This window comes from Ruegeria sp. BJ5 (genome assembly GCF_056537865.1).
The window spans coordinates 24,114-45,569 of record NZ_JBQFSH010000001.1 but is presented as its reverse complement, the minus strand read 5'-3'; the positions used below and the strand labels follow the sequence as shown (position 1 = coordinate 45,569).

The following is a 21,456-nucleotide window of genomic DNA, read 5'->3' as shown; positions in this document are numbered from 1 at the left end:
CGGATGCGCCGGAGTTTACCCACGGATCAGCCGCAAGATCAGCGAACCGATGAACAGGACCAGAAAGATCACGAAAAGGACCTGTGCGATACCGGCCGAGGCCGATGCGATGCCGCCAAACCCGAAGATGCCAGCAACGATAGCAAGTGCGAAAAAGATCAGCGCCCAAGACAACATGGGATTTCCTTTCATTTTTGTGACTACTGACGGGTCAACGCTTGGAACCCCAGATTCGTTCCGGATCATTTTGGTGGAACCTTTGGCGACCGCCCGCGTTGGGTCGATGAAAGGAGATCTGACATGACACAGAAAACGGCGAAGAAGGCCCCTCAGGACACTCCCCATGTCGGGATGGCGGCGCGGATCGACGAAGCGGCCAAGGAGGCAAAATCAGCGTTGGAAGATGGCGTAACCGCAACGCGTGACACGTTGAAGACGGCGCGCGACGAGGCGCAAAAGCAGCTGACACAGACATCCGAGAAAAGTGCCGCATTCGTGCGCGAGAACCCGGGCTTGGCAATGGTCGGAGCGTTGGGCGTGGGTGTCCTGCTGGGCCTCGCGTTGCGCAAGGCGGACCGCGGTTAGAACACGCGGTACACCGCGACCGATATGGGCATCGAATACGTATTGCCGGCCATGCTCGGCTTGGGTTTGGCCGGTCTACTGATCTGGTTTTTCATCAGGAATCGCTGACAGCGCTATTCGTCAATGCCACGCCAACCAGCCCGCCATCCCAACGACCCAAAGCGCCTCAGCCGCGCTTTGGGTCTTCTTCTATTTCGGGTTTGATCTGGGCGTAGGCCAGCATCGTGAAGACAGCGGTTCCTCCGATGATGTTGCCGGCGAGAACGGGTAGGAAAAAGCTGAAAACGGCTGCGCCTACTGGCAACTGCCCCTGAAGCATCAGAACCGCCATTTCCACCGATCCGGCAACGACGTGGGTAAAGTCACCGGCCGCAATCATCCAGGTGAAGATTACAATGACCAGCACCTCGTTGTTTTGTGCCGATGGCAGCATCCAAACGATCGCCGCAATCAGGATCCCTGCCGGTATTCCGCGCAGAAAGCCAACCCGGGCGCCCATGCCGGTGGCGTGATGGCTCAGGTCGTTGATGACTGAGACGAGCTGGGGCGACAACACAGGCGTATGGATCAGGAAGGCAGATATCGCAAACGCCCCAAGCACATTGGCACCCAGAACGATTGCCCACAACCTCGCGGTTTTGGTGAAGCAGGCAACAGACGGATTAATCATGGCTGGAACGACGGTCGTTATGGTGTTCTCGGTGAACAACTGCATCCGCCCCAAAATGACCAGAACAAAGCCGAGAGAATAGCCCAGGTTCTCGATCAGGAACCGACCGCTGGTGTCGGGCAGATGTGCCCGCAAGATCGCTTCGCCCAGCACCGAAAAGCTGATCAGCACTCCTGCGGCAATCCCGGACCAGAACAACGCTTTGGTCGGCCGATCCAGTTCCTCCTCGCCGTTTTGGCGGATGGTCTCGAATATCAGGCGCGGAGACAGCCCCGACGCTTCTTCGACCGCTTCGCGCTCGCTTTCTTTCTCGACAAGATCTTTTCGCGGCGCTTCGTGTGTATCGGACATTTTGACCTCATGTATCGACCTTCAATCCCAACGTTCTGCCGGTCGTTTTGGTTCCGTCAGGCGAAGAAATCCTCAAGACTTCTACGAGAACAGGTACCACACCCAGATCTTTGTCGGGAACTTTCAGCCACCTATCGCGTTGTATCCTCGTAGGAACAACGACACGTAATTCGAAAGGAACTTCGGTATGGTGGAAGTATATGGCATTGGCGGTCTGATCGTCCTGGTTTTGTCGATCTGGGCCATTATCTCGATCATCGGTTCGTCTGCGACGACCGGTGCAAAAATCCTGTGGGTCCTTTTCGTTCTGTTGCTTCCGGTCATCGGATTCATCTGCTGGCTGATCTTTGGCCCGAAGGCCGCGCGCAGCGCGATCTGATCAGTTCGGAAATTGTCAGTACAAAACAAAGCGCGGCATCGGCCGCGCTTTTTTCGTTCAAGGATATTGGGGGCACAATGCGCCCTGCGCCGTTTCACCCAGGATCAGAACCGATCTTCAAGCCGTTCCCACTGAAATCAATGGATGCAATCGTGCGGGCAATATCCGCGGCCGTGAAAGGCCGTGTCAGAGCCGCGCATTCAAATTGAGCTTGCACCTCGGGGGACGGGTCCAACAGCAACAGTGCACTGCCGCGTTCAACCAACAGCCGCGCGACGGCGTTGAATGACGTCTCACTTCTGCGATAGCTCAGAACGCCTAAGACCGGGGCGAATTGGGGATCCTGCCAGAAGTGCCCACCCGCGTGCAGCTCGCGTATATGGACAATGCGATCGGGCGAAACTCCGGGGACGGCATCACTGATGTCCGCTGCTTCGATAAAGTTTTCCGTAACAATCAAAACATCTGCTACGCTGCGGGAAGAGACTTTCATCAATACCATCCTGAAATCTGTTCGATGCCACCGTAGGGCAATCCCGCAGCACCGCAATAAACTATGACACAGCAACGGAAAATTTCTCTGATCGCATGTGCGGACTGTCCGCTGAGGCAGATGGACGTCTTCCTGCCGTTCGCGGAAGACGACCTGCGGTTCATGCAGAGTTTCAAAACCGGCGAGATGCAGGCCGAACCCGGAACGCAACTGTTCATCGAGGGCACGAAATCCGCGCATCTGTTCACGGTTCTGAGCGGGATGGGCGTTCGTTACAAAACGCTCGAAAACGGTCGCAGGCAGGTCATCGGTTTTGTGCTTCCCGGCGATCTCGTCGGGCTGCAGGCTGGCGTCATGGGCGAGATGCGGCACTCCGTCGAGGCGACAACCGCGATGCGGCTGTGCTTGTTCAATCGCTCGCGGCTGTTCGAGTTATATCAGAACCAGCCTGATCGGGCCTTTGACCTGACATTCCTGGCAGCCGTCGAAGAGCATTTCCTGGGCGACGCCCTGACAACCGTTGGCCAGCGCGGCGCGATCGAGAAGATCGCGTGGAGCCTGCACCGCTTCTACACACGGTCCCAGGCCGTCGGATTGGCCAAAGGCTTGCGGTGTCCGCTGCCCTACCGGCAGCAGGATCTTGCGGATGCGTTGGGCTTGTCGCTGGTTCACACGAACAAGACCCTGCGCCGGCTGAAGGATCTCGGCCTGGCCGAGTGGGCCAACAATGTGCTGCAGATTAACGATCTTGAGGGTCTAGCCGAGCTTGGCTTGGTCGAAATCACCGAAGCCGTTCCGCGCCCGCTGATCTAAACGTGGCGGATGGACAGGAATAAAAGAACCGCCGACCGAAGAATCGGCCGGCGGCTTGACCACATACTTTGCGACTGAGCAGCCGGTTTACGACCCTTCGTAGGCCGGCATGTCCTTCAGCATCTCCTTGTCCGCGTGAACGAAGGCATAGGTGGTGTCACCATCGACTTCACGCATCAGCGACACGCGCGAGAAATCGATCAGAACATCCTTTTCCCCCAAGCCGAGGAACCCGCCGACGCCGATCACGGCCCCATCGACCGATCCGTCCATGTCGACGACAACCTCTTCGATCTCACCGATCCACTCTTGCGAGACGTCATAGACGCGCATGCCGGTCAGATCTTCGGCCGGGATGGTGCCTTGGGCAACGGGGACATAACCCTCGATCTCGATGGTGGTGGGATCAACTGCATCGGCCATCTGCCCAGCTTTTTCGCTGATGTACTCACCGGTTGCTTCGGCGGCCTGGTCGACGTCTTCCGCCGTGTTCTGCGCAGCGTTCTTGATGTCCTGCGCGGTATTGGACAGTGCATCACCGGCTGCCTCGGCTGCCTCTTCCAGATTCTTGCCGACTTCTTCGACATTCGAGCTTTCTGCATAGGCCGATGCCGACATCACCAGAACGATCGAAGTTGTGGTCAGAAAACGTTTCATAGCTCACTCCTTTGGTCTGTTCTGACCGCATTTCCCGCGGTCTTGTTGAACAAACGAATGACGCCGCGACTTGTTCCCAGAAAAATGCAAAAATATTTGTTTTAAAAAGAAAAAACCGCGCATCTGCGCGGTTCGACAAGTTGTGTCCAGATACTCAGACCGGGTGCAGCGGGTCGGAAGACCTGGATAGAACCATGTAGTGTTCGTCGTCGGGAATATTGCGTAGTTCAGCGAACGGAAAACTCAGGATAGCTGGTCGCCCGTCGATCAGGAGAAACCGCAGAGCCTTGGTGTCTGGGTCGAGCTCAATATCCAAAAATCTGCCCAACTCACCAGTCGAGTCAAACGCAGGGTTGCCCTGCAACTTCGTAAACCATCGGAAGTTGCTACCGGGTGGCGTGGGTTGGGGGCATTGGCGGAGGGCGTCATTCAGGACCGCCCCCATCACAACCGGCGCAATCGCGTTGCCGAACGGCCCTACGACCAGGGGCGGCAGGCCTTCGATGTCCACTGCCAGGGGATCTTCGTCGTCTTTGCGCTGGCGCAGATGATCCACTTGCTGTTGGGAAATCGCGCACGTTACCTCGCTTGCGCCAAGTTCGAGCGTATCGGCCGTGAACGCCACCGGGTCATTCCCTCCGGTGAGGCTCAGATTGACCAAGACGTACTCCAACTCGGTCTGCCCAGCGCGGATGGCGATATCGGAAACGCGACCAATTTCTTGGTCGGTTCCGGCTGGGACAACGGGCGTGTTGATGAGGTCAGACAGCTTCATGGCGGTGGTGATTTCGTATTGGGGTCGATCTTGGGAGCCGGTGGGGCGCCATTGACTTGATGCCGCCCCACGCGATGTGCGTATCCACCTTTGGGCTACATGTCCTTCATCAGGCGATCCACGATTTCCCGCACGTCTTCTTTCGAATCTCCGTATTTCTTCTGGATGATGCCTTCCAGTTGCTCGCGATCGCCCCGGGCTTGTTCGATCTCATCATCAGTCAAATCGCCGAAACGCTCGATCAGCTTGCCTTTGAATTCGGTCCAGCGTCCAAGAATTTGGTCCCAGTTCATCGTAATTTCCTTTCGATTGCTTCGTCGCTGTCAGTGAAACGCGCCAAACGCGAGCTGGTTCCGGGCGCCGGCGATATTTCTGCGTTGGCCCCGGAAAAAAAGGGGGTCGGGCAGTTACCGAACTTTGTCCTCAGTGGCGTTCGAACTGGTCTTGGGAACAATCTCGCCTTCCATGCGTTGGTGGACCGAGACCTCAACACAGGAGATCGAACCATGCCACGTCGAACCGAGACCACGGAGAACGCAAAAGCCCATGCCCAGGACTTGGCCGGCAAGGTCAAAGACACCGTGACCGCCGAGGCATCGGCCCGGGCCGAATCCTTGAAAGACAGCGCAGCGCAGGAGGCTAAGAGCGCCGCTCATGCAGCTGACGCAGCCGCCGATGCATTTCCCGACCAATCTGTGCAGCATCAGGTCCTGTCGAGGATTGCCGACAACATGGAGGCTGTGGCTGGGCAGGTGCGCTCTGCCGACTTGGCCAGTATGAGCCGAAAGGTATCTGATTTCGCTCGCGAAAACCCGCTGTTGTTCGTCGGATCGGCTGCCCTGGCAGGGTTTGCCGCAGCCCGTTTCCTGAGTGCGCGCAATACGGGCGCGGCCCAATCCGCATCTTTTGGTGCAGATCCGTGGGATATTGATCCGTCGCCGTTGCATGGGACCTCGGTCGATACCTCGGGCCACACCAGCGCGTTGGCGCGAATGAATGGTGGCCGCGATGCATAACCCCAACGATCTGCGATCTGCACCGGGGCTTTTGGCACACGCGCTCAAACATCTGTCGAGTTTGCTTCAGGCTGAGGCGAAGCTTGCCAAGGAGGAGTTCTCCCGAAACCTGACGCGAGCGGGCGTAGGGCTGGCCTGCATTGGCATTGCTCTGATCCTGTTGATGATCGCGCTGAACCTCATGGCAACAGCCCTGGTCGCGTATATCGCCGCCAATGGATTGTCGGTGGGTATGGCCTCGTTGCTCGTTGGCGCGGGCTTGGCACTAGTTGCTGCGTGCCTCGCGCTTTTTGGCCGGTCCCGCATGTCCGCCACCGCCTTGGTTCCCGAGCAAGCCATGAAAAACCTGCAGCGCGACATCGAAGCGATGAAGGAGTCCACCCATGTCTGACCTGACACCCCTTGAAACGCAGATTGCATATGAACGCAGCGCCCTTGCGCGCTCGCTGAATGCTCTGTCGGATACGCTGGCGCCGCAGCGCCTGGCCGACGAGGCGAAATCGACACTCGAAGCCTATGGCGGGCAGATCGGTGCGCAACTCTGGTCCGCGGCTCGAAAAAACCCGGCCGCCTTTGCTCTGTTCGGTGCAGGAGCAGCCCTTTTTGTTGCGGGTCCCGGGTCTGGCGCAATAAGCACCCAATCCCCGCCCCAGGCCGTACCTCCGCAGCAGGCGTTCGACGGGTTTGACCGGCGTGTTGCCGACGCTGACAGCCGCATGAAACAGGAGATGACCGGTATGACTGAACACAGCCAATCTGCCAGCGTGCTGTCTGCAGCCTTGGATCGTGGTCTGGACAAGCTCTCACCCCAGGCCCGTGCCCGTGTGATCGAGGCGCGCAAGGCCGCAATCGGTGCGCAGCAAGCGGTCGAGAAGCGTGCGCAGAAGGCGGCAAAGGCCTCGCAAACCTTCGTTCATGATCAGCCGCTGGCGGCCGGAGCATTGGCGCTGGGCGTAGGTATTCTGGCTGGCGCTCTGCTGCCCAACACCCGCAAAGAGGACGAGTTGCTGGGCCATCGGCGCGATCAGCTGATGCGACACGCCCAAAGGGTTTTGAACGAAGAACTGGACAAGCTGCATGCCGCGGCCAACGCACGGCTGGATGAGGCGGCTGATCGGGCCTCTGACGCTTTGCGCAGTCAGTGAAGCGCGCCCATGCCAACTGCCTTCAGCTCTCCATCGGCCTTGCGTGCAATGTTGGCGATCCTGACCGGGATCGCCATCATCACCGCTTTGTACCTGGCCCGGTCCATCGTCGCTCCGATCACCTTTGCGTTGGTTTTGGGGGTCGTGGTCGCCCCGCTTGCCGACAAGCTTGAGAAGGTCGGTTGCCCACGTGTGATATCCGCTTCGTCACTGCTGTTCGTGACCAGCACCGTCATCGTCGCGGCTTTCCTGCTGCTCGAACCATTGCTGTCCGCGCTGGTCGAACAGTTGCCTGCCATCAAACGCGAGTTGCGCTCTTGGGTCGCTGCGATGTCCGAATTCATTCGGGGTATCGAAACGCTTGGACGCGAGATCGAGGAAACCGTCGGCGCCGATGGGGCAGCGGAAACGGAGTCCGCCCTTCCGTCAGTGATGGATGCCTTGTGGCTGGCGCCCAATTTCGGATCAAAGATCCTGATTTTCATCGGCACGCTGTTCTTCTTCGTTTTGACCCGACCCGAGCTATATGCCGCAGCCGGCCCGTTGACGGAGCGGCTGTATCTGGCCGACCGCGCGGTCTATCGCTATTTCGCTGCCGTGACGTTGGTCAATATCGGCCTCGGGACGGTAACGGCCGTGGCCTTGGGACTGATAGGCATCAATGATGCCGTGATCTGGGGGGTGGCCGCCGGCCTTCTGAACTTTGTGCTGTATCTGGGGCCTCTGATGATCATGACCGGCCTTCTGATTGCCGGTTTGACTCAGTTCGGCGGGGCAGCGGCCCTGTTGCCCCCGCTGGTTTTCCTCGCAATCAATTTGTCCGAGGCGCAATTCGTGACACCCGCCTTCGTCGGCCAACGTCTACAGGTGAACCCGCTGGTCGTGTTCATCGCCATCATCTTCGGACTTTGGCTGTGGGGGCCGGTCGGGGCCATCGTCGCGCTGCCGATCCTGTTGTGGTTCGGCGTGTTGATGAACCCCAAGGTCATGAGTTCGATCGAAAACACCTAGACGATGTTTTCAGTAACCCCCGGCAACGGTTGCCGCATATCACGCGCGACATCGGCGTCATGCGGGACCAAGAAACCACTGCGCGCTTCGGGGCGACGCAGGCCGTTGGCGCGAACCTCTCGCTTCCACCACGCGAACATGGCATCGGGCTCGATCGGTTTGCTCAGATCATCCGAGAACCACCAATGGTCCACCAGGGCCTGCCGCAGAACCGCAACCCGCTGCCGGTCGGTTACCCGAAGGGCGACTTCTGTGTCCCACCGCAAAGACCGTCCGTTCAGGTTGGCGGACCCGACCAAAGCATGATGGTCATCCACCACCAGAACTTTGTTGTGAACGTGAATGATCGGAGACCCGCTCAGAACCTCGGCGCTGGCATCGGCCCCACTGGCTGAAATCGGTTGGACCGGGGTCGACACCGAAACCCGGTCTTGGAACCCCTGCTGGATGATCTCCAGGCATTTGGCTTGCAGGTCCAACCCGAATTGCGCATCCAATCCGTCATGCCCGCCAAAGGCCACTTCCTCGGGCAAGGCTGGCACAACAAGCACCAGTTTCAGATCCTGCTTGGAATGGCCCGCCTCAGCCAAGGCCTCGGCCAGCCGGGTTGACCTGAAATACTGGGTCTCGATGTGCAGAAGTTGCCGCGCGGCCTGAAAGGCGGCGATGTGCTCGTCCTCGATCTCATGCGCGATGGTCTTTGGCGACAGCCGCCAGAACGCAAACCGGCGTGGGCTGGACAGGGTGCGGCGCAGATGGGTCGTCTGGGGGTCCGGTTGTCCGGTTGCGATTTCATGTTCGAACCGGTCGATATGGCGCGCGGCCTCGGCGGCCTCGGGTCCGCGGACCAGCAATTGAACGTCTGACCATGTGTTTCTGGCCAGACGGTCGTGATCCGGTGTGTCAAAGCGCCTTTCGTTCAAGTCCAATCCGCCGAGGTAGCAGACCTCATTGTCGATTACGGCGACTTTCTGATGGTGCGACACGGTGTGAAGCCGGGGCAACATGTCCGACCCCAGCCGTACCGCCTGCCGTTCGCGTCGTTCGCGGGACAGTTCCTGCATCCGCTGCGCCTTTTTTCGCAAAACCGCGGGTAACAGCGTGGCCCAAGGCAATGCGCCGGCCTGCGCGGGATGCATGGACACGCGAACGCTCAAGCTCGAAGCCAGTTCGGGACCCAGGATTTCCGCAAGCGCAACTGCCTGCCGTTTGGTGCACCAGCTCAGCTCGTGCAACTCGGTCGCAAAGATCGGGTCGAAATCGCTGATGACCAAATGAAACGAGACACCCTTGCGGATGACATGCTCGATCAGGTCAAACCAGGTATCGCCGATCTGGCGCGCCTCATCGCTGCGCAGCCGCGTCATGAAATCGAATACCCGAAAACTTGCCTTGATTTGGTGCCGGGCCTCCAGAACCGCTTTTTCCAAAGCGGGCCAGGCTTGCTCGGCCGTGATCAGGACCTCAAAGTCATTCTGCTGCGGCACGGGCATCACCGCCTCTCTCATCCGCAATGGTCTTTTGTTCGCTATCCCCTTCTACTTCGGCGATATCGAACGTCACCTCATACACATAATGCGAGGACGTCTCGGTTATGGTTTCGGAACCGTCCAATTGGCGGAGGAAGGCCTGCATCAGCCGCTGACCGATCCCGCCACTGTGGAACAGATCCGCACCGTCGTCCGTCTGCCCGCGCGTGTTGGAGATTTTCAGATGCAGGGTGTTCTCCTCGGGTCGGGTCAATTCCACCGAAATTGTCGGCGGTCCGTCCTGCGGAACGCCTACGTATTTAACCGCGTTCGTCAGTGCCTCGGCCACCAGCATCGACAGCGTGACGGCCTGGTCCTGCCCCAGTTCGACCGGAGCGATCCGACAGTCGACCTCGACCACCTGACCCAGAATTGGCGGTCGATGCGCCAGTTCGGCCACCAAATGCCCGATGAGCGCCTCGGTGTTGATCGTCGTCATCTGCGAGTTCTGGTTCAAGGTTTGGTGCACCATGGCCAGGCCGCGAACCCGGCGCTGCAACTGTTCCAGCAAGCGCCGGGCCTCGGGGGTTTCGGCCTTGCGCAAATGCATGTTCATGATCGAAGCGATCAGTTGCAGGTTGTTTTTGACGCGATGATGCACCTCGCGCAACAACAGCGTTTTTTCCACAAGATCGCGTTCGTGCTGCGCCTCAGCCTCGCGGATCAACAAGACCATGCGGTTGAATGCTGTCTGGATTTGCTGAAACTCCTGCGGCGCGCCTTCCAGGCTTTCAATCGGATCGCGCTCACCCAACGCAAAACGACGCACGGCCGAACGCAAGCTGTCGAGGTGCCGGATCACCAATCGATGCAGGCCCCACAGCGCCACCCCCAGCCCCGTTACCCACATAAGGATCGGGAAGGCAATGGTCAGGGCGGTACTGCCGGCGCCGACCGAAGCCAAGGCCACGTCTCGTGGCCAACTACCAATCACGGCGACTTCACCCGGAATGATCGTCGCAACCGCGAAGATACGCTCCTCTCCGAGCGGTGTACGGTCAGAGAACGTCTTTCCCGAGTTGGAAAGCACCAAACGCTTGTCCGGCGCGGGAGGCAAATAGCCGCTCACTTCGTCGAGACCGACATTCGACAAGAGCACCTCACCGCTCGCATCGAACAGGGCAATGACGACGTCGCTTTTTTGGTCCTCGACATCCAAAGGAATGCTGGCGAGGGCATGGGGGATGGATATGGATACGAACCCCAGCAGCTGTGCCCGATCCATGACCGGTCGGGTGACGATAATCACGGATTGCCCTGAAACAGCGCCGGATCGGTTGACGGAAAAAGTCAGCTGCGGGTTTTCGATAATTTTGGAGAATCCCGGAGCGTCGGACAGGTCCATGACTTCGTCCGCTGTCGAACACGCCATGATACCGTCGGGTCGGATGAACCCGGCAAATACAAATTCCGGCGCACTTTTCAGGAACCGATGCATAAGGGCGGAACAGCCGACCCCATCTTCTCGCACCTCCGCCAGCGCCGCCGCCAAACCGGCGCCGGCGCCCACGGCCTTTTGCAACAGCTCTTGTTCCCGGCTGGCCGCCTCGATTGTTCGGGCCAAAACCGAGGAGCGCGAGTTGTCGTCGGCTTCTGCGATGACCGCACGGGTCTGGAGGACGGCAATCAGACCCAACGGCAGAAGCGCCAGAGTGACCAGCGCGGCAAGATAGACGGTCAGGCTGCGCGGCTTCGCATCCATCGATCGTCAGGCCGCCGGTTGCGTCTGAACGATTGCCGCCGTTACCGCATCGGTCAATTCGATGGGTTCGTCATCTTCCAAATCCATCAGTTCGGCCAATTGCGCGCGGGCCCGGTTCACCCGGCTTTTGATCGTTCCAAGGGCGACGCCACACATCTCGGCCGCTTCCTCATAGGAAAACCCTTGTGCACCGACCAACACCAAAGCTTCGCGCTGCTCATCCGTCAACTGATCAAAAGCAACCGCAAAATCCTTCAAGGCCAAACGTCCGTCATGGTCGGGCTTCTGCGACAGGCTCTCGGCCATGGCACCATCGACATCCTCGACCTCGCGCTTGCGTTTGCGGTGCAGGGAAAAATAGGTGTTCCGGACTATGGTGAACAGCCAGGCCCGCATGTTGGTGCCTTCCTGGAACGAGTCGATATTACTCCATGCCTTGATCAATGCGTCCTGCACGATGTCATCGGCCGTGGCCCCGTTTCGGCACAGGCTGGTCGCAAAGGCACGCATCGCGCCAATATGTTCGACCAGCTCTTCTCGGGGATCAACCATCCGAGCCTCCCGTGTCACCGCTCTTGGGAACACTGGTCTGATTGCGCAGTTTTTCAAGAAGATCGACGAACCGATCCGGAACCGGTTCGCTGGCAACCTCATCGAAAGCCCGCTTGAGGTTCTCGTCGATCCTTTGTTCTATTTCTTGCCGATGTTCTCGGCTGGGCTGTGGTTTTGTCATGGCATCATCAAAAATTTTTACTTTTGCTGGAACCATAACGCCCCAGTATGCGTTTGGTTCCCGAGTTTAGAGAAAAAAATGAGGAAAACATAGATGACTGAGCTGACCGGAGTTTCCGTCGCAGATCAAATTGGCCCGCTGCTGCCGTTTCTGCGCCGTTATGCCCGTGCCCTCACCGGCTCACAGGACAGTGGCGACGCCTACGCCGCAGCATCGCTTGAAGCGATCCTTGCAGATCCCGCGCAGTTCGATGCCGATCTCACGCCGCGGGTCGCGTTGTTTCGTGTTTTTCACGGTATCTGGTCAACGTCGGGAATGCCCGTTGACGCCGATGGCGGCAGTTCTGACATTCAATCGCGCGCTCACGCCCAGTTGGCACGCCTGACGCCGAACACGCGCGAGGCCTTGCTGCTGCGCACGGTCGAAGAGTTCTCGGTCAGCGATATCGCCGCGATCATGCAGATAGAACCCGCCGAGGCTCAGAAGCTGATCGATATCGCCTACGAGGAAATGGCCCGCCACACCTCTGGGCGCATTTTGATCATCGAAGACGAAGCAATCATCGCGATGGATCTTGAGACGATGGTGACCGACCTGGGCCACCGGGTCACCGGGGTCGCTCGCACCGAGACCGCCGCCATCGACCTGGCCGAGCGCGAGCCGTTCGACTTGATCCTGTCAGACATCCAACTGGCGGACAAATCCAGCGGGATCGATGCGGTGAACCGCATCATTGCCCAGCACGGCGATTGCCCCGTCATTTTCATCACCGCCTTCCCCGAGCGCCTTCTGACGGGCAAAGGCCCCGAACCGGCCTTTTTGATTTCCAAACCCTACACCGAAGAACAGGTCAAATCGGCCGTCAGCCAGGCCATGTTCTTTGCCTCTAGCGCAGTGATCGAGGTCTGACGCGGCAGGACCGCGCTGCAAGACACGAAAACTCAGGCGATGAAACACGAGGAACACCATGGAAAACGAGATTGCACAGACCGCAGAGACCGTGACGAACACCGTTTGGGCCGAACTGTCGCAAGTTCTGAATACCGAGCTGTATGACGGGAAATCGCTAAGCGACCTGCTGACGCTCGAGGCCCTTCTTGGCCTCGTCGCGAACACGATCGCGGCTCTGATCCTTCTGGTTCTTGGGCTTGTGATTTCAAGATATGTCAGCCGGAAGATCCGGGGCGTCGGTGAAAAATCGGAACGCCTGGATGATACGCTGTTCAACTTTCTCGGCAATCTGGCGCGCTATACGATTCTGGCGTTTACGGGGCTGTTCATTCTGAACACGTTCGGGGTGCAGACCACGTCGATCATCGCGCTGATCGGTGCCGCGGGTTTGGCCATTGGACTTGCGCTGCAAGGCACATTGTCCAACGTTGCAGCCGGCGTGATGATCATCCTGTTCCGGCCACTCAAGATCGGCGATTTCGTCGACGTGAACGGCGTGCTCGGAACCGTAAAAGATATCACCCTGAACTACACCGAAATTGCGGATATGGGGAACGTCAAGGTTATCGTTCCCAACGCCGAGGTGTGGGGAAACACCATCAAGAACTATTCCGTCTATGAGACCCGTCGGGCCGAGTGGACGTTTGGCGTTGGATACGGCGTAAACCTGGCGGAGGCCGAGCATGTAATTCGCGACACGATCATGTCGGACGCTCGTTCGCTGGCAGACCCAGAACCGTTCATCCAAGTGAACAATCTTGGCAGCAGCAGCGTCGATTTTCTTGTCCGCGTTTGGTGCAAGTCTTCGGACTACTTCCAGTACCAGGCAGACATGAAGCGCAAAGTCAAAGAGGCACTGGACGAAGCCGATATCAATATTCCGTTTCCGACCCGCACTTTGTTGGTTGAAGGCGAAAAGACTCAGCAAGAAAAAGCGATCGCTGCGGAGTGACTTTGGATTTGGCCTAGGGCGGACAACCAACAGTCTTCCGGAACGTGGTGTCGGACGGATGAGAACCAGTCTCCGCAAAGGCAGTGCCGGTCGCCGTTGATCCCCACAAACATCTCATCCAAGCGCCATCGCCAATTGGAATATCCGCGCATAAGCTGGAAGTGTTACCTGCGCATCTCAGCCGCAAACTGTGCGCAAACCGCCGCAAGGACCGTACCGATGTATTGGTCACGTCGATGCAGCGCTCGTGCTCAAGATCCTCCAGATTCCGCAGCGGCAGCGGAAACCGAATGCAGTCTTTTCCTCCAAGCGAATAATCTCTGGCCTGGTCCGAAAAAAGGAACAGAGACTTGCATCAAGAATGCGCTCTCAATCTGCAAATCGGGCCGTCTCCGATTGAGGAATGCGGCACAACCCACGGTAATGCCGACAGAAGCCTGTGACGGAAAAGTTAAGTGCAGAGTAGCGGCGCTGTCAGACGAATTCGAATTAGTCTCAGTTTACTGCGGAAACCACAAACCTATCCGGAACAGAGTTGACACCACTCGCTGAGACCGGCGGCACGGATCAGCCTGAAGGTGCCCGGGCTGGTTAGCGATCTTTCCTAGTTGAGGTGGTCAAATTCAGAGGATTTGAAGGCGGCTAATTATTATAGATATCGCATGTGTTTGAAACGCTGTAACGCGAGGTCGAGTCGTCGAAACGGCAGGTGGGAATTCTCGAGGTGGTTGTTGAGTCACCTGCCCATTTGCCGTTTGTTGATAGCGCCCAACCCAATTCCCTTAGTGCAGCCTTGCAGGATGCGAAGCGACCCGTGACGAGAGTTTTTGTGGGTAGGCGCTGGAGCAATACGAAATTTTACTCGGGAACGGCCCAACCACGGTAGCCGACAAGGTATTCGGCATAGATCATTCGGACGACAGCAACGACCTTGGTTTGATGGCCACACTCTCTGACGTGGAGATGGGGTCAACCAAATGCGGCGTGCCGCATAACTCGGGCGGCACTTAGGCTGAAATAGAGTATTTCAACGCCATGTAACGTCGGACAAAGTCTCCAAAAACGTAACGAGATCAGCGATCTCCTGCTCGGACAAGCTCAGTTCCGAAAGTATGGCCTCACCGTCGGCATGCAGCCTTTCGGTATCAAGCTCGCTGTAGTGCCGGACCACCGCATCCAAGTCGATCAGACTGCCGTCGTGCATGTAGGGCGGAGTTTCAGCCACACCTCGCAGGCTTGGCGTACGAAAGGTCCCAAAATCAGAATGACGCCTACGCACACTGCGAACCGCCCATGCACCTTGCTTGGCGGGATCGTCGTTCCATTCCCCGTCCAGTGTGTAGACGCTTGAAAACAGGAAGTTCAACCCGCCGAACCGTCCTTCATCGACTTCGGTTTCGCTTAGGAAGTAAGGCACCCCGGCGTCGTGAAATTCATTGTTGGAAAATGCCGGGCCATTGTGGCAAAGGGCACATTTCCCGCGCCCCAGAAAGAGCTTTAGACCTCTCTGAGCAGCTTCGGGATAGTTCGCAGCCGCCAACAGATCTCCGCGTTCCAGCGCATCGCGGAAACTGTCAAATTGTGTCCGCTCGGTTCTAAGCGTCTCCAAATAGGCTGATAGAGACTTGGCAGTGTTGACCAGCACCAACTCCGGGTCTTGATTTCGGATATTGCCAAAAATGGACTCAAAATCAGCAGCATAAGAACTCTCGGAAATTGCCGCCTTTAGACTTTCGCTGCTATGAGCCATCTCTTGTTCTTCGATGATCGGATGCAGACTTGCTGCCCAGAGACTATCGCTCTTGCCGCTCCAACCGTACCAGCGCAGACCCGCAAGGTTTCTCAGGGATGGGGTGTTCCGATCCAACCTGACACGGCCGAGCGCCCGCGCCTCGGATGTTGCAAATGCCTGTTCGGGGTCGTGACAACTCGCGCAAGAAAAAGCGCCGTCTACCGACAGCACCGGATCGTTGAACAAAGCCGCGCCGAGCGAAATAGCTCTTATGTCACCTGAAACGCGATTACTGGGGTCTGGCTGGTATGTTGGCGGCCACGGCCCGAAGGAAAGCGTTTGCTGTATTTCCTCTTCGGACAATAGAATTTCTGAGTGTACAGTAACCGGAAGCGTCATTAGCGCGGTTAAAGCCCAGAACTTCATTTGAGCGTAATCTCTGACGTGTAGGACAACGATCGCCCTCCAATATCAACGTCAGCCTGCAGTTCCCAAAGTCCCGGCATGTGAAACAGCAAATCATCGACCCGGAACTTTCCGTCGCCCAATGGCGAAACTTCGGGAGCGTAGTTCAACCCGTGCTGATGAGCGGGCATGATTGCATCAACATGCATCTCATGTGCTGTTGCTTCACCGCAGACTGAAATCAGAACGGAAAACGGTTTGGCCAACGGAATTTCGATGACATCCAAGTAAACCTCAGGCGCATCTGGGGCTTCCGACCCCATGCGTTGCCCCACAGCGTCACAAGCAATTGCTGCGCCAGGTGAAGCAAGAAGCCAGACAACCCAACGGATCATTCTGATTCCAGCAAACGTTCAGCGTTGGCATAGGCGATGTTGTCTGCGATCCGATCCGGCAGCAGATCCAGCCATTCACGCGAAAAATCTGCGTGCGGGCCAACATAGTACCAACGTTCCGGCGCAAATGTGTCCGTCCCAACCATGAACCGTTCGGGATGCGCCTCGAACGCGGCCTTCCAATCCGGGTCCAAACGGCCGCGTGAAACCATATCCGACCGAAAAGCCAAGTCCGCCCAAAGCCTGGGATAGGTATTCAACGCGTCAGACACACTGGCCGGGTCATCAAAGCCAGAATGCGCCCACAAAACCCGCGCCTCTGGCCAAGTTTCGAAGATTAGGTCAACTGCCTCTCGATCACCGTGGTGGTGTAAAATGAGGTTCCGCTCTTTGGCCAGTGCAATCATACGCTGGATGACCGGCGTTTTGATATCGTCGCCGTAAGCGTGAAACTCGCCGATAGCTTCGTAGTCGTTTTTGGCCAGGTTTCCTTCCAGATAGTCAATTACAGTTTCATCGTGCATCCAGGTGTTGATTTCGCCGCGACGACGGTACGGGCGCAACGCTGGAACGACGATGTCCGGTGCCGCGGCCAACAACAGCTGAGTGCCATTGTCGTCTGAGCTGGAAACTAGCGCTTTCCGCACGCCCGCATCCCGAAGGATTTTAGCCACCTGTTCTGGTGGCACCAGTTCGACGGCGTCGTGGCTGTAATGAATATGCGCGTCGAAGATGGGGCGCTCTTGTGCGATGGCGGCACTGCAAAACAGCGCAGTGCCCAAAATGAAGATACGTTTCAGCACCTCAAGCCTCCTATCTGTCAATCAGTCCTTGGCAAGCGTCACGTCGAAATTCACATGCAAGAAAGGTTCAGTGATCTTACCAGAAAGTTCCATGCCATCAGGAAATTCAGAAGCTGGGCGTTCAACATAGGTCATCACTAGATCGTCGCGCACGCCAAACACCGTGTCTTCATCCAGATAGGGATCATCGTCGGGAAATATCTCGGTCACCAAAGTAAGATAACCGGGAGCTTTGACGATGTAATGCAGGTGCGACGGTCGCCAGGGATGGCGACCACAGGCTCGCAGAATGTCTCCGACTGGCCCATCAGATGGCACCGTGTATTCGACTGGTTTGACTGTGGTGAAAGCGTAACGGCCATCTGAGCCGACCGTCATCAAGCCATGAAAAGAGTAGATATCCTGTTCCTCATCCTGACTGGCGTAGAGCCCGTTTGGCGCTGTTTGCCAGATGTCGAGCTCGGCACCCGCAATCGGATTGCCCCTTGTATCCCGGATCACGCCTTCGGCCAGCAGAACCGGCCCTCCATAGTTACGTTTCATATCGCCACCGATCGGCAGCGGGGGTGCGCCCGAGACGTGAAATGGACCCAACACAGACGAGCTGGTCGCGTCAGGGCTGGAATGCAGCATGTCAACCAATGACGACAGGCCCAACACGTCCGAGGCTAGCACGAATTCATGCCTATCCTCGGTTTCCACCGCGGCGCAGCCTTCCAGAAACGCAATCCCGGCCCGCCACTCGTCATGCGTCAGGTTGGTTTCCCGTGCGAAATCGTGCAGGTGTTTGACCAGAGAGCCCATGATTTCGCGCATCCGTGGATCGGTGTCTTTGGACAGGTACCCCATGAAGACGTCAGTGATATTGTCTTTGGTGACAGAGCGCATCTTGGCCTCCTTAAATCAGGGCAAGGCTGAGGATCGGGAACTCGATCAGAATGAACAGAACGATCAGCATCACGAACGCAAAGGGAAGTGCGCCCATGAACACGTCTTTGAGTGATATGCGGTCATCGTTGATCGTGGATTTGATAACGAAGCAGGATATACCCAAAGGTGGTGTCAAAAGCCCGATTTCGGCTCCAACCACGGTGATAATGCCGAACCAGATCAGCGACATATCCAGCGCTTCAGCCATGGGCAGGAACAACGGAACAACGATCAGAATGATCGACGCTGTGTCGAGCAATGTTCCCAGAAACAGCATCAACAGAACATAGAGCAGCATGATCGACCAGAAAGATGCGGAATTCCCTGCCAGCAAGTCCTGCAACTGATTGGGCAACCCCGCCAGTCCCAGCATGCGGCTGTAGATTGAAGCGGCCGTGATCAGGAACAGGATCGCCGCCGTGATGTGACCGGTTTCCAGCAATGCGTCCCAGAATGCGCGTGGTGACATCGACTTGCGGGCAACCGCTATGATTAGCGCGACAAAAGCCCCGGCGGCCCCTGCTTCTACTGCTGTCAACCAACCCGTATAGATACCACCAAGAACGATGGTAATAATGAACAGTGTCGGCAGTGTCTTGGAGGCGATCTCGCGCCCAGACATCCACTCAGTGTCTTCAACAACACGACCACCGACGAAAGCTGGGGTGAAGCGCCCCATGACCCAAATTGCGCCGACATAAGCGATTGCCAGCATAATCCCAGGAATGACCCCCGCCAGGAACATGTCCCCAACGGATTGTTCGGCGACGAAGGAATAGATGATCAGCATTGCCGACGGCGGGATGATCATCCCCAGGACCGAAGACCCTGCTACTACCCCAACCGCAAAGCGCGGGTTATAAGCCTGCGCCATCATTTGCGGGACCGAGACTTTGGTAAAAACGGATGCAGATGCAATTGACGAACCGGTAACCGCGGCAAAGACGGCGTTGGCTCCGACAGTTGCCATACCGATACCGCCTTTGACCTTACGAAACCGCATGGTCATGACTTCGTAAATGTCGCGACCCAAACCCGCCTTCGAAACAATCAGCCCCATAAAAGTAAACAGCGGGATGGTCGCAAAACTATACTCCATCGCACTATCGCCAACCGCCACTTTCAACAGGTTGAGCGCAAGCGTGAAGTTGTCCCGCATCAGCCAGATCGACACGAACGAGACCACGCCCAGAGCGATAGGAATGTAAACGCCCGCGTAAATCAGAAAGACGATGGCGATGACCGAGATCAGGCCAATCTCGATCGGAGTCATTTTGCGGCCTCGTCATGCTCTGGGGTGCGGACAAGTTGCGGGCGGTCCTGCGCCGTGACGACCTTGAGCAGGAAGATCACGCAGGCAAGCGCAGTACCGCACGCGATGACCAGTTTGACCGGCCACCAAGGCAATGTGAAAAGACCCGGTACTCCGAAGTAGTCCTGTGTCTCCCACATAAGAAGAAATTCCGGGAAGGTTACATAAGCGATCAGGGCCATGAAGATTGCGGAAATCGCGTTGATGATGCGCCTGAGATTGGCTGTCAGACCGGGGCGACGATGGTGTAGCAGGTTCAAAAACCCGTCCGAGCGCGTCAATCGATCCACTCTGACCACATCGGCCAGCTGCAGGAACACGATCATCACGACCGAGAATTGCACCATCTCATAGGTTCCGCGCAGCGGGGCCGAAAACAGACCCCGCGCAATGACGTCAACATTCAGAATGACCACCAACGCAAGGACGACAAGCGTACCCAATACGTTGGCGGCGATTGCAAGCGAATTGGCGACCCGCGACAAGCCAGCAACTGCGGTCTTCAGCATGAGAGGCCCCTTTCGTGGATCGCCAACCGGTTATTTGGCCGTCCAGTCACGAACTCCGGTGAAACCGGCGTCCTGCAGCTTGCCGAGGTAAGCGGCCAAAATCGCGTCGCCTTGTTCTCCGTTTTCATTCAGGGTGGCTGCCCATTCCTGTGCAACATTTGGCATAGCGTTGGCCCAAGCCGCTCGTTCTTCGTCCGAAACTTCGACAATCGTTCCGCCGGCTTCGGTATAGGCATCCCTAGAGGCCGCGGCGCGGTCCATGGCGATACCGGCCACATGATCACGGTAGTCGATGGCGACGGCCTTAAGAACGTCTTTGACTTCGTCCGGCAACTTTGCCCAATAGTCAGAATTCACAGTTATCGTCTTGGAATTCACCGCACCCAAGTCAGCTTTGAGCATGTAAGGAGCTACTTCGGCGATCTTGAATGTTTTGGCAGCCTCGGGCCAAAGCATCGCACAATCGACCAGGCCAGTTTGAAGCATATTGTAGAAATCGGTCAGGCCACCACGCACCCCGGCCGCGTCTTTGATGCCTTCAAGATATCTGAGGTTCAGTCCAGCTCCGGCCACTTTTCGGCCTTCCAGATCTGAAACAGCCGAAACCGGCTCTGTACAGAAAACCTGATAGGTATCGAGCACGACACCAGTTGCCAGGTAAACTTGGTTCTGCGCGGCAAACTCATTTTGCATCGCCGGGAACTCACGCGCGATTTCATCCACGGCTTTGGCCACAGCACGGGCGTCGGATGCAACGAAGGGCGTCGAACCCGAGATACCCTGACTGGGAAGCTTTGAAGAATGGAAGATCGTTGTGACGATCCCAATATCTCCAAGGCCAAGCTGGACACCTTCCAAAACACCCTTCGGCTTGACGATCGAACCGCCATAGTTCTCTTGCCAATTCATCCTGTAGTTACCGGACTCAGCCAGCCGCTTGTCAACTTCTGGAATGAAGAAATTGGTGAATTCCTTCACCCATAGGGCCCGATCTGGGTACCCATCAATCACAACGGCTGAAATGGTCTCTTCCGCCTTGGCAGGCATCGCCATGACGCTTGCCACAGCAGCCGCAACAAGGCTGCGTTTGGTCCAGTTTTTCATTTCTCTCCTCCCAGAAAGTCGGGTCTATTGACTTTTAGCTGCTTGTTTTGACCCAGTTGACGGTCAGGTCAGTGCCTGCCGCTTCGAACAGCTTTGCGATGGCACAGTATTTGGCCGTTTCCTCACCCACGCGTGTCAGCTCCTCCTGACTGGCGGGTGTTTCACAATTTACGGTGAGTACGATTTCCGGAAACGGAACATCGATCTCTTCTTCCATTAGGACGCCGCGCCGATCCAACCTGCATTTCGCGTCTATCGTCACTGTGCCAAGATCAATTCCCAAACGGTGCGCATTCTTGTGCCCAATGACGTTGGTGCAGGCGATCAGCGCTGCCATCGCGGTTTCGGTCGGAGACGGGCCAAGATTTGTTCCGCCCCGTTCGACCGGTTCGTCGACGACAACATCCAAATCACGAATGGAAATTTCGGTACGCGCGCGCGTCGGGCATTGAGCTGTCGTGCGGTACGTGACGACAGGTTTCAATTTCATGGCCACTGGGTCAC

At 57.2% G+C, this 21,456-nt stretch carries 27 protein-coding genes; 9 read left to right on the top strand and 18 right to left on the bottom strand.

Translation table 11 applies throughout. The features are described from left to right. Positions 1-15: 15 nt before the first annotated feature. Positions 16-177, bottom strand: a complete 162-nt coding sequence (locus ACR0NY_RS00240) for a DUF1328 domain-containing protein (RefSeq protein ID WP_170339293.1) — start codon at positions 175-177, stop codon at positions 16-18. Positions 178-300: 123 nt separating this feature from the next. Here ACR0NY_RS00240 and ACR0NY_RS00235 point away from each other — a divergent pair, with 123 nt between their 5' ends. Further along, positions 301-585, top strand: a complete 285-nt coding sequence (locus ACR0NY_RS00235; protein WP_170368232.1) for a DUF883 family protein — start codon at positions 301-303, stop codon at positions 583-585. Positions 586-751: 166 nt separating this feature from the next. Here the strand turns inward: ACR0NY_RS00235 and ACR0NY_RS00230 are convergent, their stop codons facing one another. After that, complete coding sequence (locus ACR0NY_RS00230) at positions 752-1,606, bottom strand: formate/nitrite transporter family protein (RefSeq protein WP_170339297.1); 855 nt, start codon at positions 1,604-1,606, stop codon at positions 752-754. A 187-nt stretch (positions 1,607-1,793) separates the two neighbouring features. On the opposite strand from ACR0NY_RS00230, the gene ACR0NY_RS00225 reads away from it, so the two are divergent. Then, positions 1,794-1,985: a PLD nuclease N-terminal domain-containing protein gene (locus ACR0NY_RS00225; RefSeq protein WP_093961670.1), complete on the top strand. Its 192-nt coding sequence runs from the start codon at positions 1,794-1,796 to the stop codon at positions 1,983-1,985. A gap of 94 nt (positions 1,986-2,079) precedes the next feature. Here the strand turns inward: ACR0NY_RS00225 and ACR0NY_RS00220 are convergent, their stop codons facing one another. Beyond that, positions 2,080-2,478: a hypothetical protein gene (locus ACR0NY_RS00220; RefSeq protein ID WP_170339299.1), complete on the bottom strand. Its 399-nt coding sequence runs from the start codon at positions 2,476-2,478 to the stop codon at positions 2,080-2,082. Positions 2,479-2,598: 120 nt separating this feature from the next. Here ACR0NY_RS00220 and ACR0NY_RS00215 point away from each other — a divergent pair, with 120 nt between their 5' ends. Continuing rightward, a complete protein-coding gene (locus ACR0NY_RS00215; RefSeq protein ID WP_254432855.1) occupies positions 2,599-3,291 on the top strand; it encodes a Crp/Fnr family transcriptional regulator in 693 nt (230 codons plus the stop codon). Positions 3,292-3,378: 87 nt separating this feature from the next. Here the strand turns inward: ACR0NY_RS00215 and ACR0NY_RS00210 are convergent, their stop codons facing one another. The 3 genes from ACR0NY_RS00210 to ACR0NY_RS00200 form a co-directional block, all read right to left on the bottom strand. After that, positions 3,379-3,948, bottom strand: coding sequence for a PRC-barrel domain-containing protein (locus tag ACR0NY_RS00210; protein WP_170368230.1), 570 nt, complete (start codon positions 3,946-3,948; stop codon positions 3,379-3,381). A 154-nt stretch (positions 3,949-4,102) separates the two neighbouring features. After that, on the bottom strand, positions 4,103-4,723 hold the full coding sequence (locus ACR0NY_RS00205) for a PRC-barrel domain-containing protein (protein WP_170339304.1): 621 nt from the start codon (positions 4,721-4,723) through the stop codon (positions 4,103-4,105). 95 nt (positions 4,724-4,818) lie between these two features. Then, positions 4,819-5,016, bottom strand: a complete 198-nt coding sequence (locus ACR0NY_RS00200; RefSeq protein ID WP_093961665.1) for a CsbD family protein — start codon at positions 5,014-5,016, stop codon at positions 4,819-4,821. 33 nt (positions 5,017-5,049) lie between these two features. On the opposite strand from ACR0NY_RS00200, the gene ACR0NY_RS00195 reads away from it, so the two are divergent. From ACR0NY_RS00195 to ACR0NY_RS00180, 4 genes are read left to right on the top strand one after another with little or no spacing between them, the layout of a single operon-like run. Then, positions 5,050-5,739, top strand: coding sequence for a hypothetical protein (locus tag ACR0NY_RS00195; protein WP_170339306.1), 690 nt, complete (start codon positions 5,050-5,052; stop codon positions 5,737-5,739). Continuing rightward, positions 5,720-6,130 (top strand): phage holin family protein, encoded by a 411-nt coding sequence (locus ACR0NY_RS00190; RefSeq protein ID WP_254432854.1) that lies wholly within the window; start codon positions 5,720-5,722, stop codon positions 6,128-6,130. Before ACR0NY_RS00195 ends, ACR0NY_RS00190 begins: the two co-directional genes overlap by 20 nt. Further along, positions 6,123-6,884 carry a DUF883 family protein gene (locus ACR0NY_RS00185; protein ID WP_170368229.1) on the top strand — a complete coding sequence of 254 codons (762 nt, stop codon included), beginning with the start codon at positions 6,123-6,125 and terminating at the stop codon, positions 6,882-6,884. Before ACR0NY_RS00190 ends, ACR0NY_RS00185 begins: the two co-directional genes overlap by 8 nt. A gap of 9 nt (positions 6,885-6,893) precedes the next feature. Beyond that, positions 6,894-7,895, top strand: a complete 1,002-nt coding sequence (locus tag ACR0NY_RS00180) for an AI-2E family transporter (protein ID WP_170339312.1) — start codon at positions 6,894-6,896, stop codon at positions 7,893-7,895. Here ACR0NY_RS00180 and ACR0NY_RS00175 read toward each other — a convergent pair. The 4 genes from ACR0NY_RS00175 to ACR0NY_RS00160 all read right to left on the bottom strand — a co-directional run bounded on the left by ACR0NY_RS00175 (position 7,892) and on the right by ACR0NY_RS00160 (position 11,895). Then, positions 7,892-9,388 (bottom strand): phospholipase D-like domain-containing protein, encoded by a 1,497-nt coding sequence (locus ACR0NY_RS00175; protein ID WP_170368228.1) that lies wholly within the window; start codon positions 9,386-9,388, stop codon positions 7,892-7,894. The two genes, ACR0NY_RS00180 and ACR0NY_RS00175, sit on opposite strands and share 4 nt — an antisense overlap. Next, a complete protein-coding gene (locus ACR0NY_RS00170) occupies positions 9,366-10,769 on the bottom strand; it encodes a sensor histidine kinase (RefSeq protein ID WP_170339315.1) in 1,404 nt (467 codons plus the stop codon). The genes ACR0NY_RS00175 and ACR0NY_RS00170 overlap by 23 nt, the downstream gene beginning before the upstream one ends. A 363-nt stretch (positions 10,770-11,132) precedes the next feature. Further along, complete coding sequence (locus tag ACR0NY_RS00165; RefSeq protein WP_170368227.1) at positions 11,133-11,678, bottom strand: RNA polymerase sigma factor; 546 nt, start codon at positions 11,676-11,678, stop codon at positions 11,133-11,135. After that, positions 11,671-11,895 carry a NepR family anti-sigma factor gene (locus ACR0NY_RS00160; protein WP_254430821.1) on the bottom strand — a complete coding sequence of 75 codons (225 nt, stop codon included), beginning with the start codon at positions 11,893-11,895 and terminating at the stop codon, positions 11,671-11,673. The genes ACR0NY_RS00165 and ACR0NY_RS00160 overlap by 8 nt, the downstream gene beginning before the upstream one ends. Before the next feature lie 57 nt (positions 11,896-11,952). On the opposite strand from ACR0NY_RS00160, the gene ACR0NY_RS00155 reads away from it, so the two are divergent. Together ACR0NY_RS00155 and ACR0NY_RS00150 are read left to right on the top strand one after the other, a co-directional pair. Then, complete coding sequence (locus ACR0NY_RS00155) at positions 11,953-12,768, top strand: response regulator (protein ID WP_093961657.1); 816 nt, start codon at positions 11,953-11,955, stop codon at positions 12,766-12,768. A 58-nt stretch (positions 12,769-12,826) separates the two neighbouring features. After that, positions 12,827-13,762: a mechanosensitive ion channel family protein gene (locus tag ACR0NY_RS00150; RefSeq protein WP_170368226.1), complete on the top strand. Its 936-nt coding sequence runs from the start codon at positions 12,827-12,829 to the stop codon at positions 13,760-13,762. A gap of 1,027 nt (positions 13,763-14,789) precedes the next feature. Here ACR0NY_RS00150 and ACR0NY_RS00145 read toward each other — a convergent pair. The 8 genes from ACR0NY_RS00145 to ACR0NY_RS00110 are packed head-to-tail and all read right to left on the bottom strand — an operon-like array spanning position 14,790 to position 21,442. Continuing rightward, the gene (locus ACR0NY_RS00145) at positions 14,790-15,920 is read right to left on the bottom strand and encodes a cytochrome-c peroxidase (protein WP_170368225.1); all 1,131 of its coding nucleotides are present in this window, start codon (positions 15,918-15,920) and stop codon (positions 14,790-14,792) included. Beyond that, positions 15,917-16,294: a hypothetical protein gene (locus ACR0NY_RS00140; RefSeq protein WP_141138453.1), complete on the bottom strand. Its 378-nt coding sequence runs from the start codon at positions 16,292-16,294 to the stop codon at positions 15,917-15,919. Before ACR0NY_RS00140 ends, ACR0NY_RS00145 begins: the two co-directional genes overlap by 4 nt. Then, entirely contained in the window at positions 16,291-17,097 is an 807-nt protein-coding gene (locus ACR0NY_RS00135) for an amidohydrolase family protein (RefSeq protein ID WP_093961654.1), read from the bottom strand. Before ACR0NY_RS00135 ends, ACR0NY_RS00140 begins: the two co-directional genes overlap by 4 nt. Positions 17,098-17,118: 21 nt before the next feature. Continuing rightward, positions 17,119-17,985, bottom strand: a complete 867-nt coding sequence (locus ACR0NY_RS00130) for a dioxygenase family protein (RefSeq protein WP_170368224.1) — start codon at positions 17,983-17,985, stop codon at positions 17,119-17,121. Positions 17,986-17,995: 10 nt separating this feature from the next. Beyond that, complete coding sequence (locus tag ACR0NY_RS00125) at positions 17,996-19,300, bottom strand: TRAP transporter large permease (protein ID WP_170339327.1); 1,305 nt, start codon at positions 19,298-19,300, stop codon at positions 17,996-17,998. Further along, positions 19,297-19,848 (bottom strand): TRAP transporter small permease subunit, encoded by a 552-nt coding sequence (locus tag ACR0NY_RS00120; RefSeq protein WP_170368223.1) that lies wholly within the window; start codon positions 19,846-19,848, stop codon positions 19,297-19,299. Before ACR0NY_RS00120 ends, ACR0NY_RS00125 begins: the two co-directional genes overlap by 4 nt. 30 nt (positions 19,849-19,878) lie before the next feature. After that, on the bottom strand, positions 19,879-20,952 hold the full coding sequence (locus ACR0NY_RS00115) for a C4-dicarboxylate TRAP transporter substrate-binding protein (RefSeq protein WP_170366813.1): 1,074 nt from the start codon (positions 20,950-20,952) through the stop codon (positions 19,879-19,881). 34 nt (positions 20,953-20,986) lie between these two features. Beyond that, positions 20,987-21,442: an OsmC family protein gene (locus tag ACR0NY_RS00110; protein ID WP_170368512.1), complete on the bottom strand. Its 456-nt coding sequence runs from the start codon at positions 21,440-21,442 to the stop codon at positions 20,987-20,989. Between the last annotated feature and the right edge of the window lie 14 nt (positions 21,443-21,456).

What these genes read in the sequence shown, in the direction of transcription:
- ACR0NY_RS00240 (WP_170339293.1), bottom strand. Translation starts at nt 177, where the DNA reads ATGTTGTCTTGGGCGCTGATCTTTTTCGCACTTGCTATCGTTGCTGGC.
- ACR0NY_RS00235 (WP_170368232.1), top strand. Translation starts at nt 301, where the DNA reads ATGACACAGAAAACGGCGAAGAAGGCCCCTCAGGACACTCCCCATGTC.
- ACR0NY_RS00230 (WP_170339297.1), bottom strand. Translation starts at nt 1,606, where the DNA reads ATGTCCGATACACACGAAGCGCCGCGAAAAGATCTTGTCGAGAAAGAA.
- ACR0NY_RS00225 (WP_093961670.1), top strand. Translation starts at nt 1,794, where the DNA reads ATGGTGGAAGTATATGGCATTGGCGGTCTGATCGTCCTGGTTTTGTCG.
- ACR0NY_RS00220 (WP_170339299.1), bottom strand. Translation starts at nt 2,478, where the DNA reads ATGAAAGTCTCTTCCCGCAGCGTAGCAGATGTTTTGATTGTTACGGAA.
- ACR0NY_RS00215 (WP_254432855.1), top strand. Translation starts at nt 2,599, where the DNA reads ATGGACGTCTTCCTGCCGTTCGCGGAAGACGACCTGCGGTTCATGCAG.
- ACR0NY_RS00210 (WP_170368230.1), bottom strand. Translation starts at nt 3,948, where the DNA reads ATGAAACGTTTTCTGACCACAACTTCGATCGTTCTGGTGATGTCGGCA.
- ACR0NY_RS00205 (WP_170339304.1), bottom strand. Translation starts at nt 4,723, where the DNA reads ATGAAGCTGTCTGACCTCATCAACACGCCCGTTGTCCCAGCCGGAACC.
- ACR0NY_RS00200 (WP_093961665.1), bottom strand. Translation starts at nt 5,016, where the DNA reads ATGAACTGGGACCAAATTCTTGGACGCTGGACCGAATTCAAAGGCAAG.
- ACR0NY_RS00190 (WP_254432854.1), top strand. Translation starts at nt 5,720, where the DNA reads ATGGTGGCCGCGATGCATAACCCCAACGATCTGCGATCTGCACCGGGG.
- ACR0NY_RS00185 (WP_170368229.1), top strand. Translation starts at nt 6,123, where the DNA reads ATGTCTGACCTGACACCCCTTGAAACGCAGATTGCATATGAACGCAGC.
- ACR0NY_RS00180 (WP_170339312.1), top strand. Translation starts at nt 6,894, where the DNA reads ATGCCAACTGCCTTCAGCTCTCCATCGGCCTTGCGTGCAATGTTGGCG.
- ACR0NY_RS00175 (WP_170368228.1), bottom strand. Translation starts at nt 9,388, where the DNA reads ATGCCCGTGCCGCAGCAGAATGACTTTGAGGTCCTGATCACGGCCGAG.
- ACR0NY_RS00170 (WP_170339315.1), bottom strand. Translation starts at nt 10,769, where the DNA reads ATGGACCTGTCCGACGCTCCGGGATTCTCCAAAATTATCGAAAACCCG.
- ACR0NY_RS00165 (WP_170368227.1), bottom strand. Translation starts at nt 11,678, where the DNA reads ATGGTTGATCCCCGAGAAGAGCTGGTCGAACATATTGGCGCGATGCGT.
- ACR0NY_RS00160 (WP_254430821.1), bottom strand. Translation starts at nt 11,895, where the DNA reads ATGGTTCCAGCAAAAGTAAAAATTTTTGATGATGCCATGACAAAACCA.
- ACR0NY_RS00155 (WP_093961657.1), top strand. Translation starts at nt 11,953, where the DNA reads ATGACTGAGCTGACCGGAGTTTCCGTCGCAGATCAAATTGGCCCGCTG.
- ACR0NY_RS00150 (WP_170368226.1), top strand. Translation starts at nt 12,827, where the DNA reads ATGGAAAACGAGATTGCACAGACCGCAGAGACCGTGACGAACACCGTT.
- ACR0NY_RS00145 (WP_170368225.1), bottom strand. Translation starts at nt 15,920, where the DNA reads ATGAAGTTCTGGGCTTTAACCGCGCTAATGACGCTTCCGGTTACTGTA.
- ACR0NY_RS00140 (WP_141138453.1), bottom strand. Translation starts at nt 16,294, where the DNA reads ATGATCCGTTGGGTTGTCTGGCTTCTTGCTTCACCTGGCGCAGCAATT.
- ACR0NY_RS00130 (WP_170368224.1), bottom strand. Translation starts at nt 17,985, where the DNA reads ATGCGCTCTGTCACCAAAGACAATATCACTGACGTCTTCATGGGGTAC.
- ACR0NY_RS00125 (WP_170339327.1), bottom strand. Translation starts at nt 19,300, where the DNA reads ATGACTCCGATCGAGATTGGCCTGATCTCGGTCATCGCCATCGTCTTT.
- ACR0NY_RS00120 (WP_170368223.1), bottom strand. Translation starts at nt 19,848, where the DNA reads ATGCTGAAGACCGCAGTTGCTGGCTTGTCGCGGGTCGCCAATTCGCTT.
- ACR0NY_RS00115 (WP_170366813.1), bottom strand. Translation starts at nt 20,952, where the DNA reads ATGAAAAACTGGACCAAACGCAGCCTTGTTGCGGCTGCTGTGGCAAGC.
- ACR0NY_RS00110 (WP_170368512.1), bottom strand. Translation starts at nt 21,442, where the DNA reads ATGAAATTGAAACCTGTCGTCACGTACCGCACGACAGCTCAATGCCCG.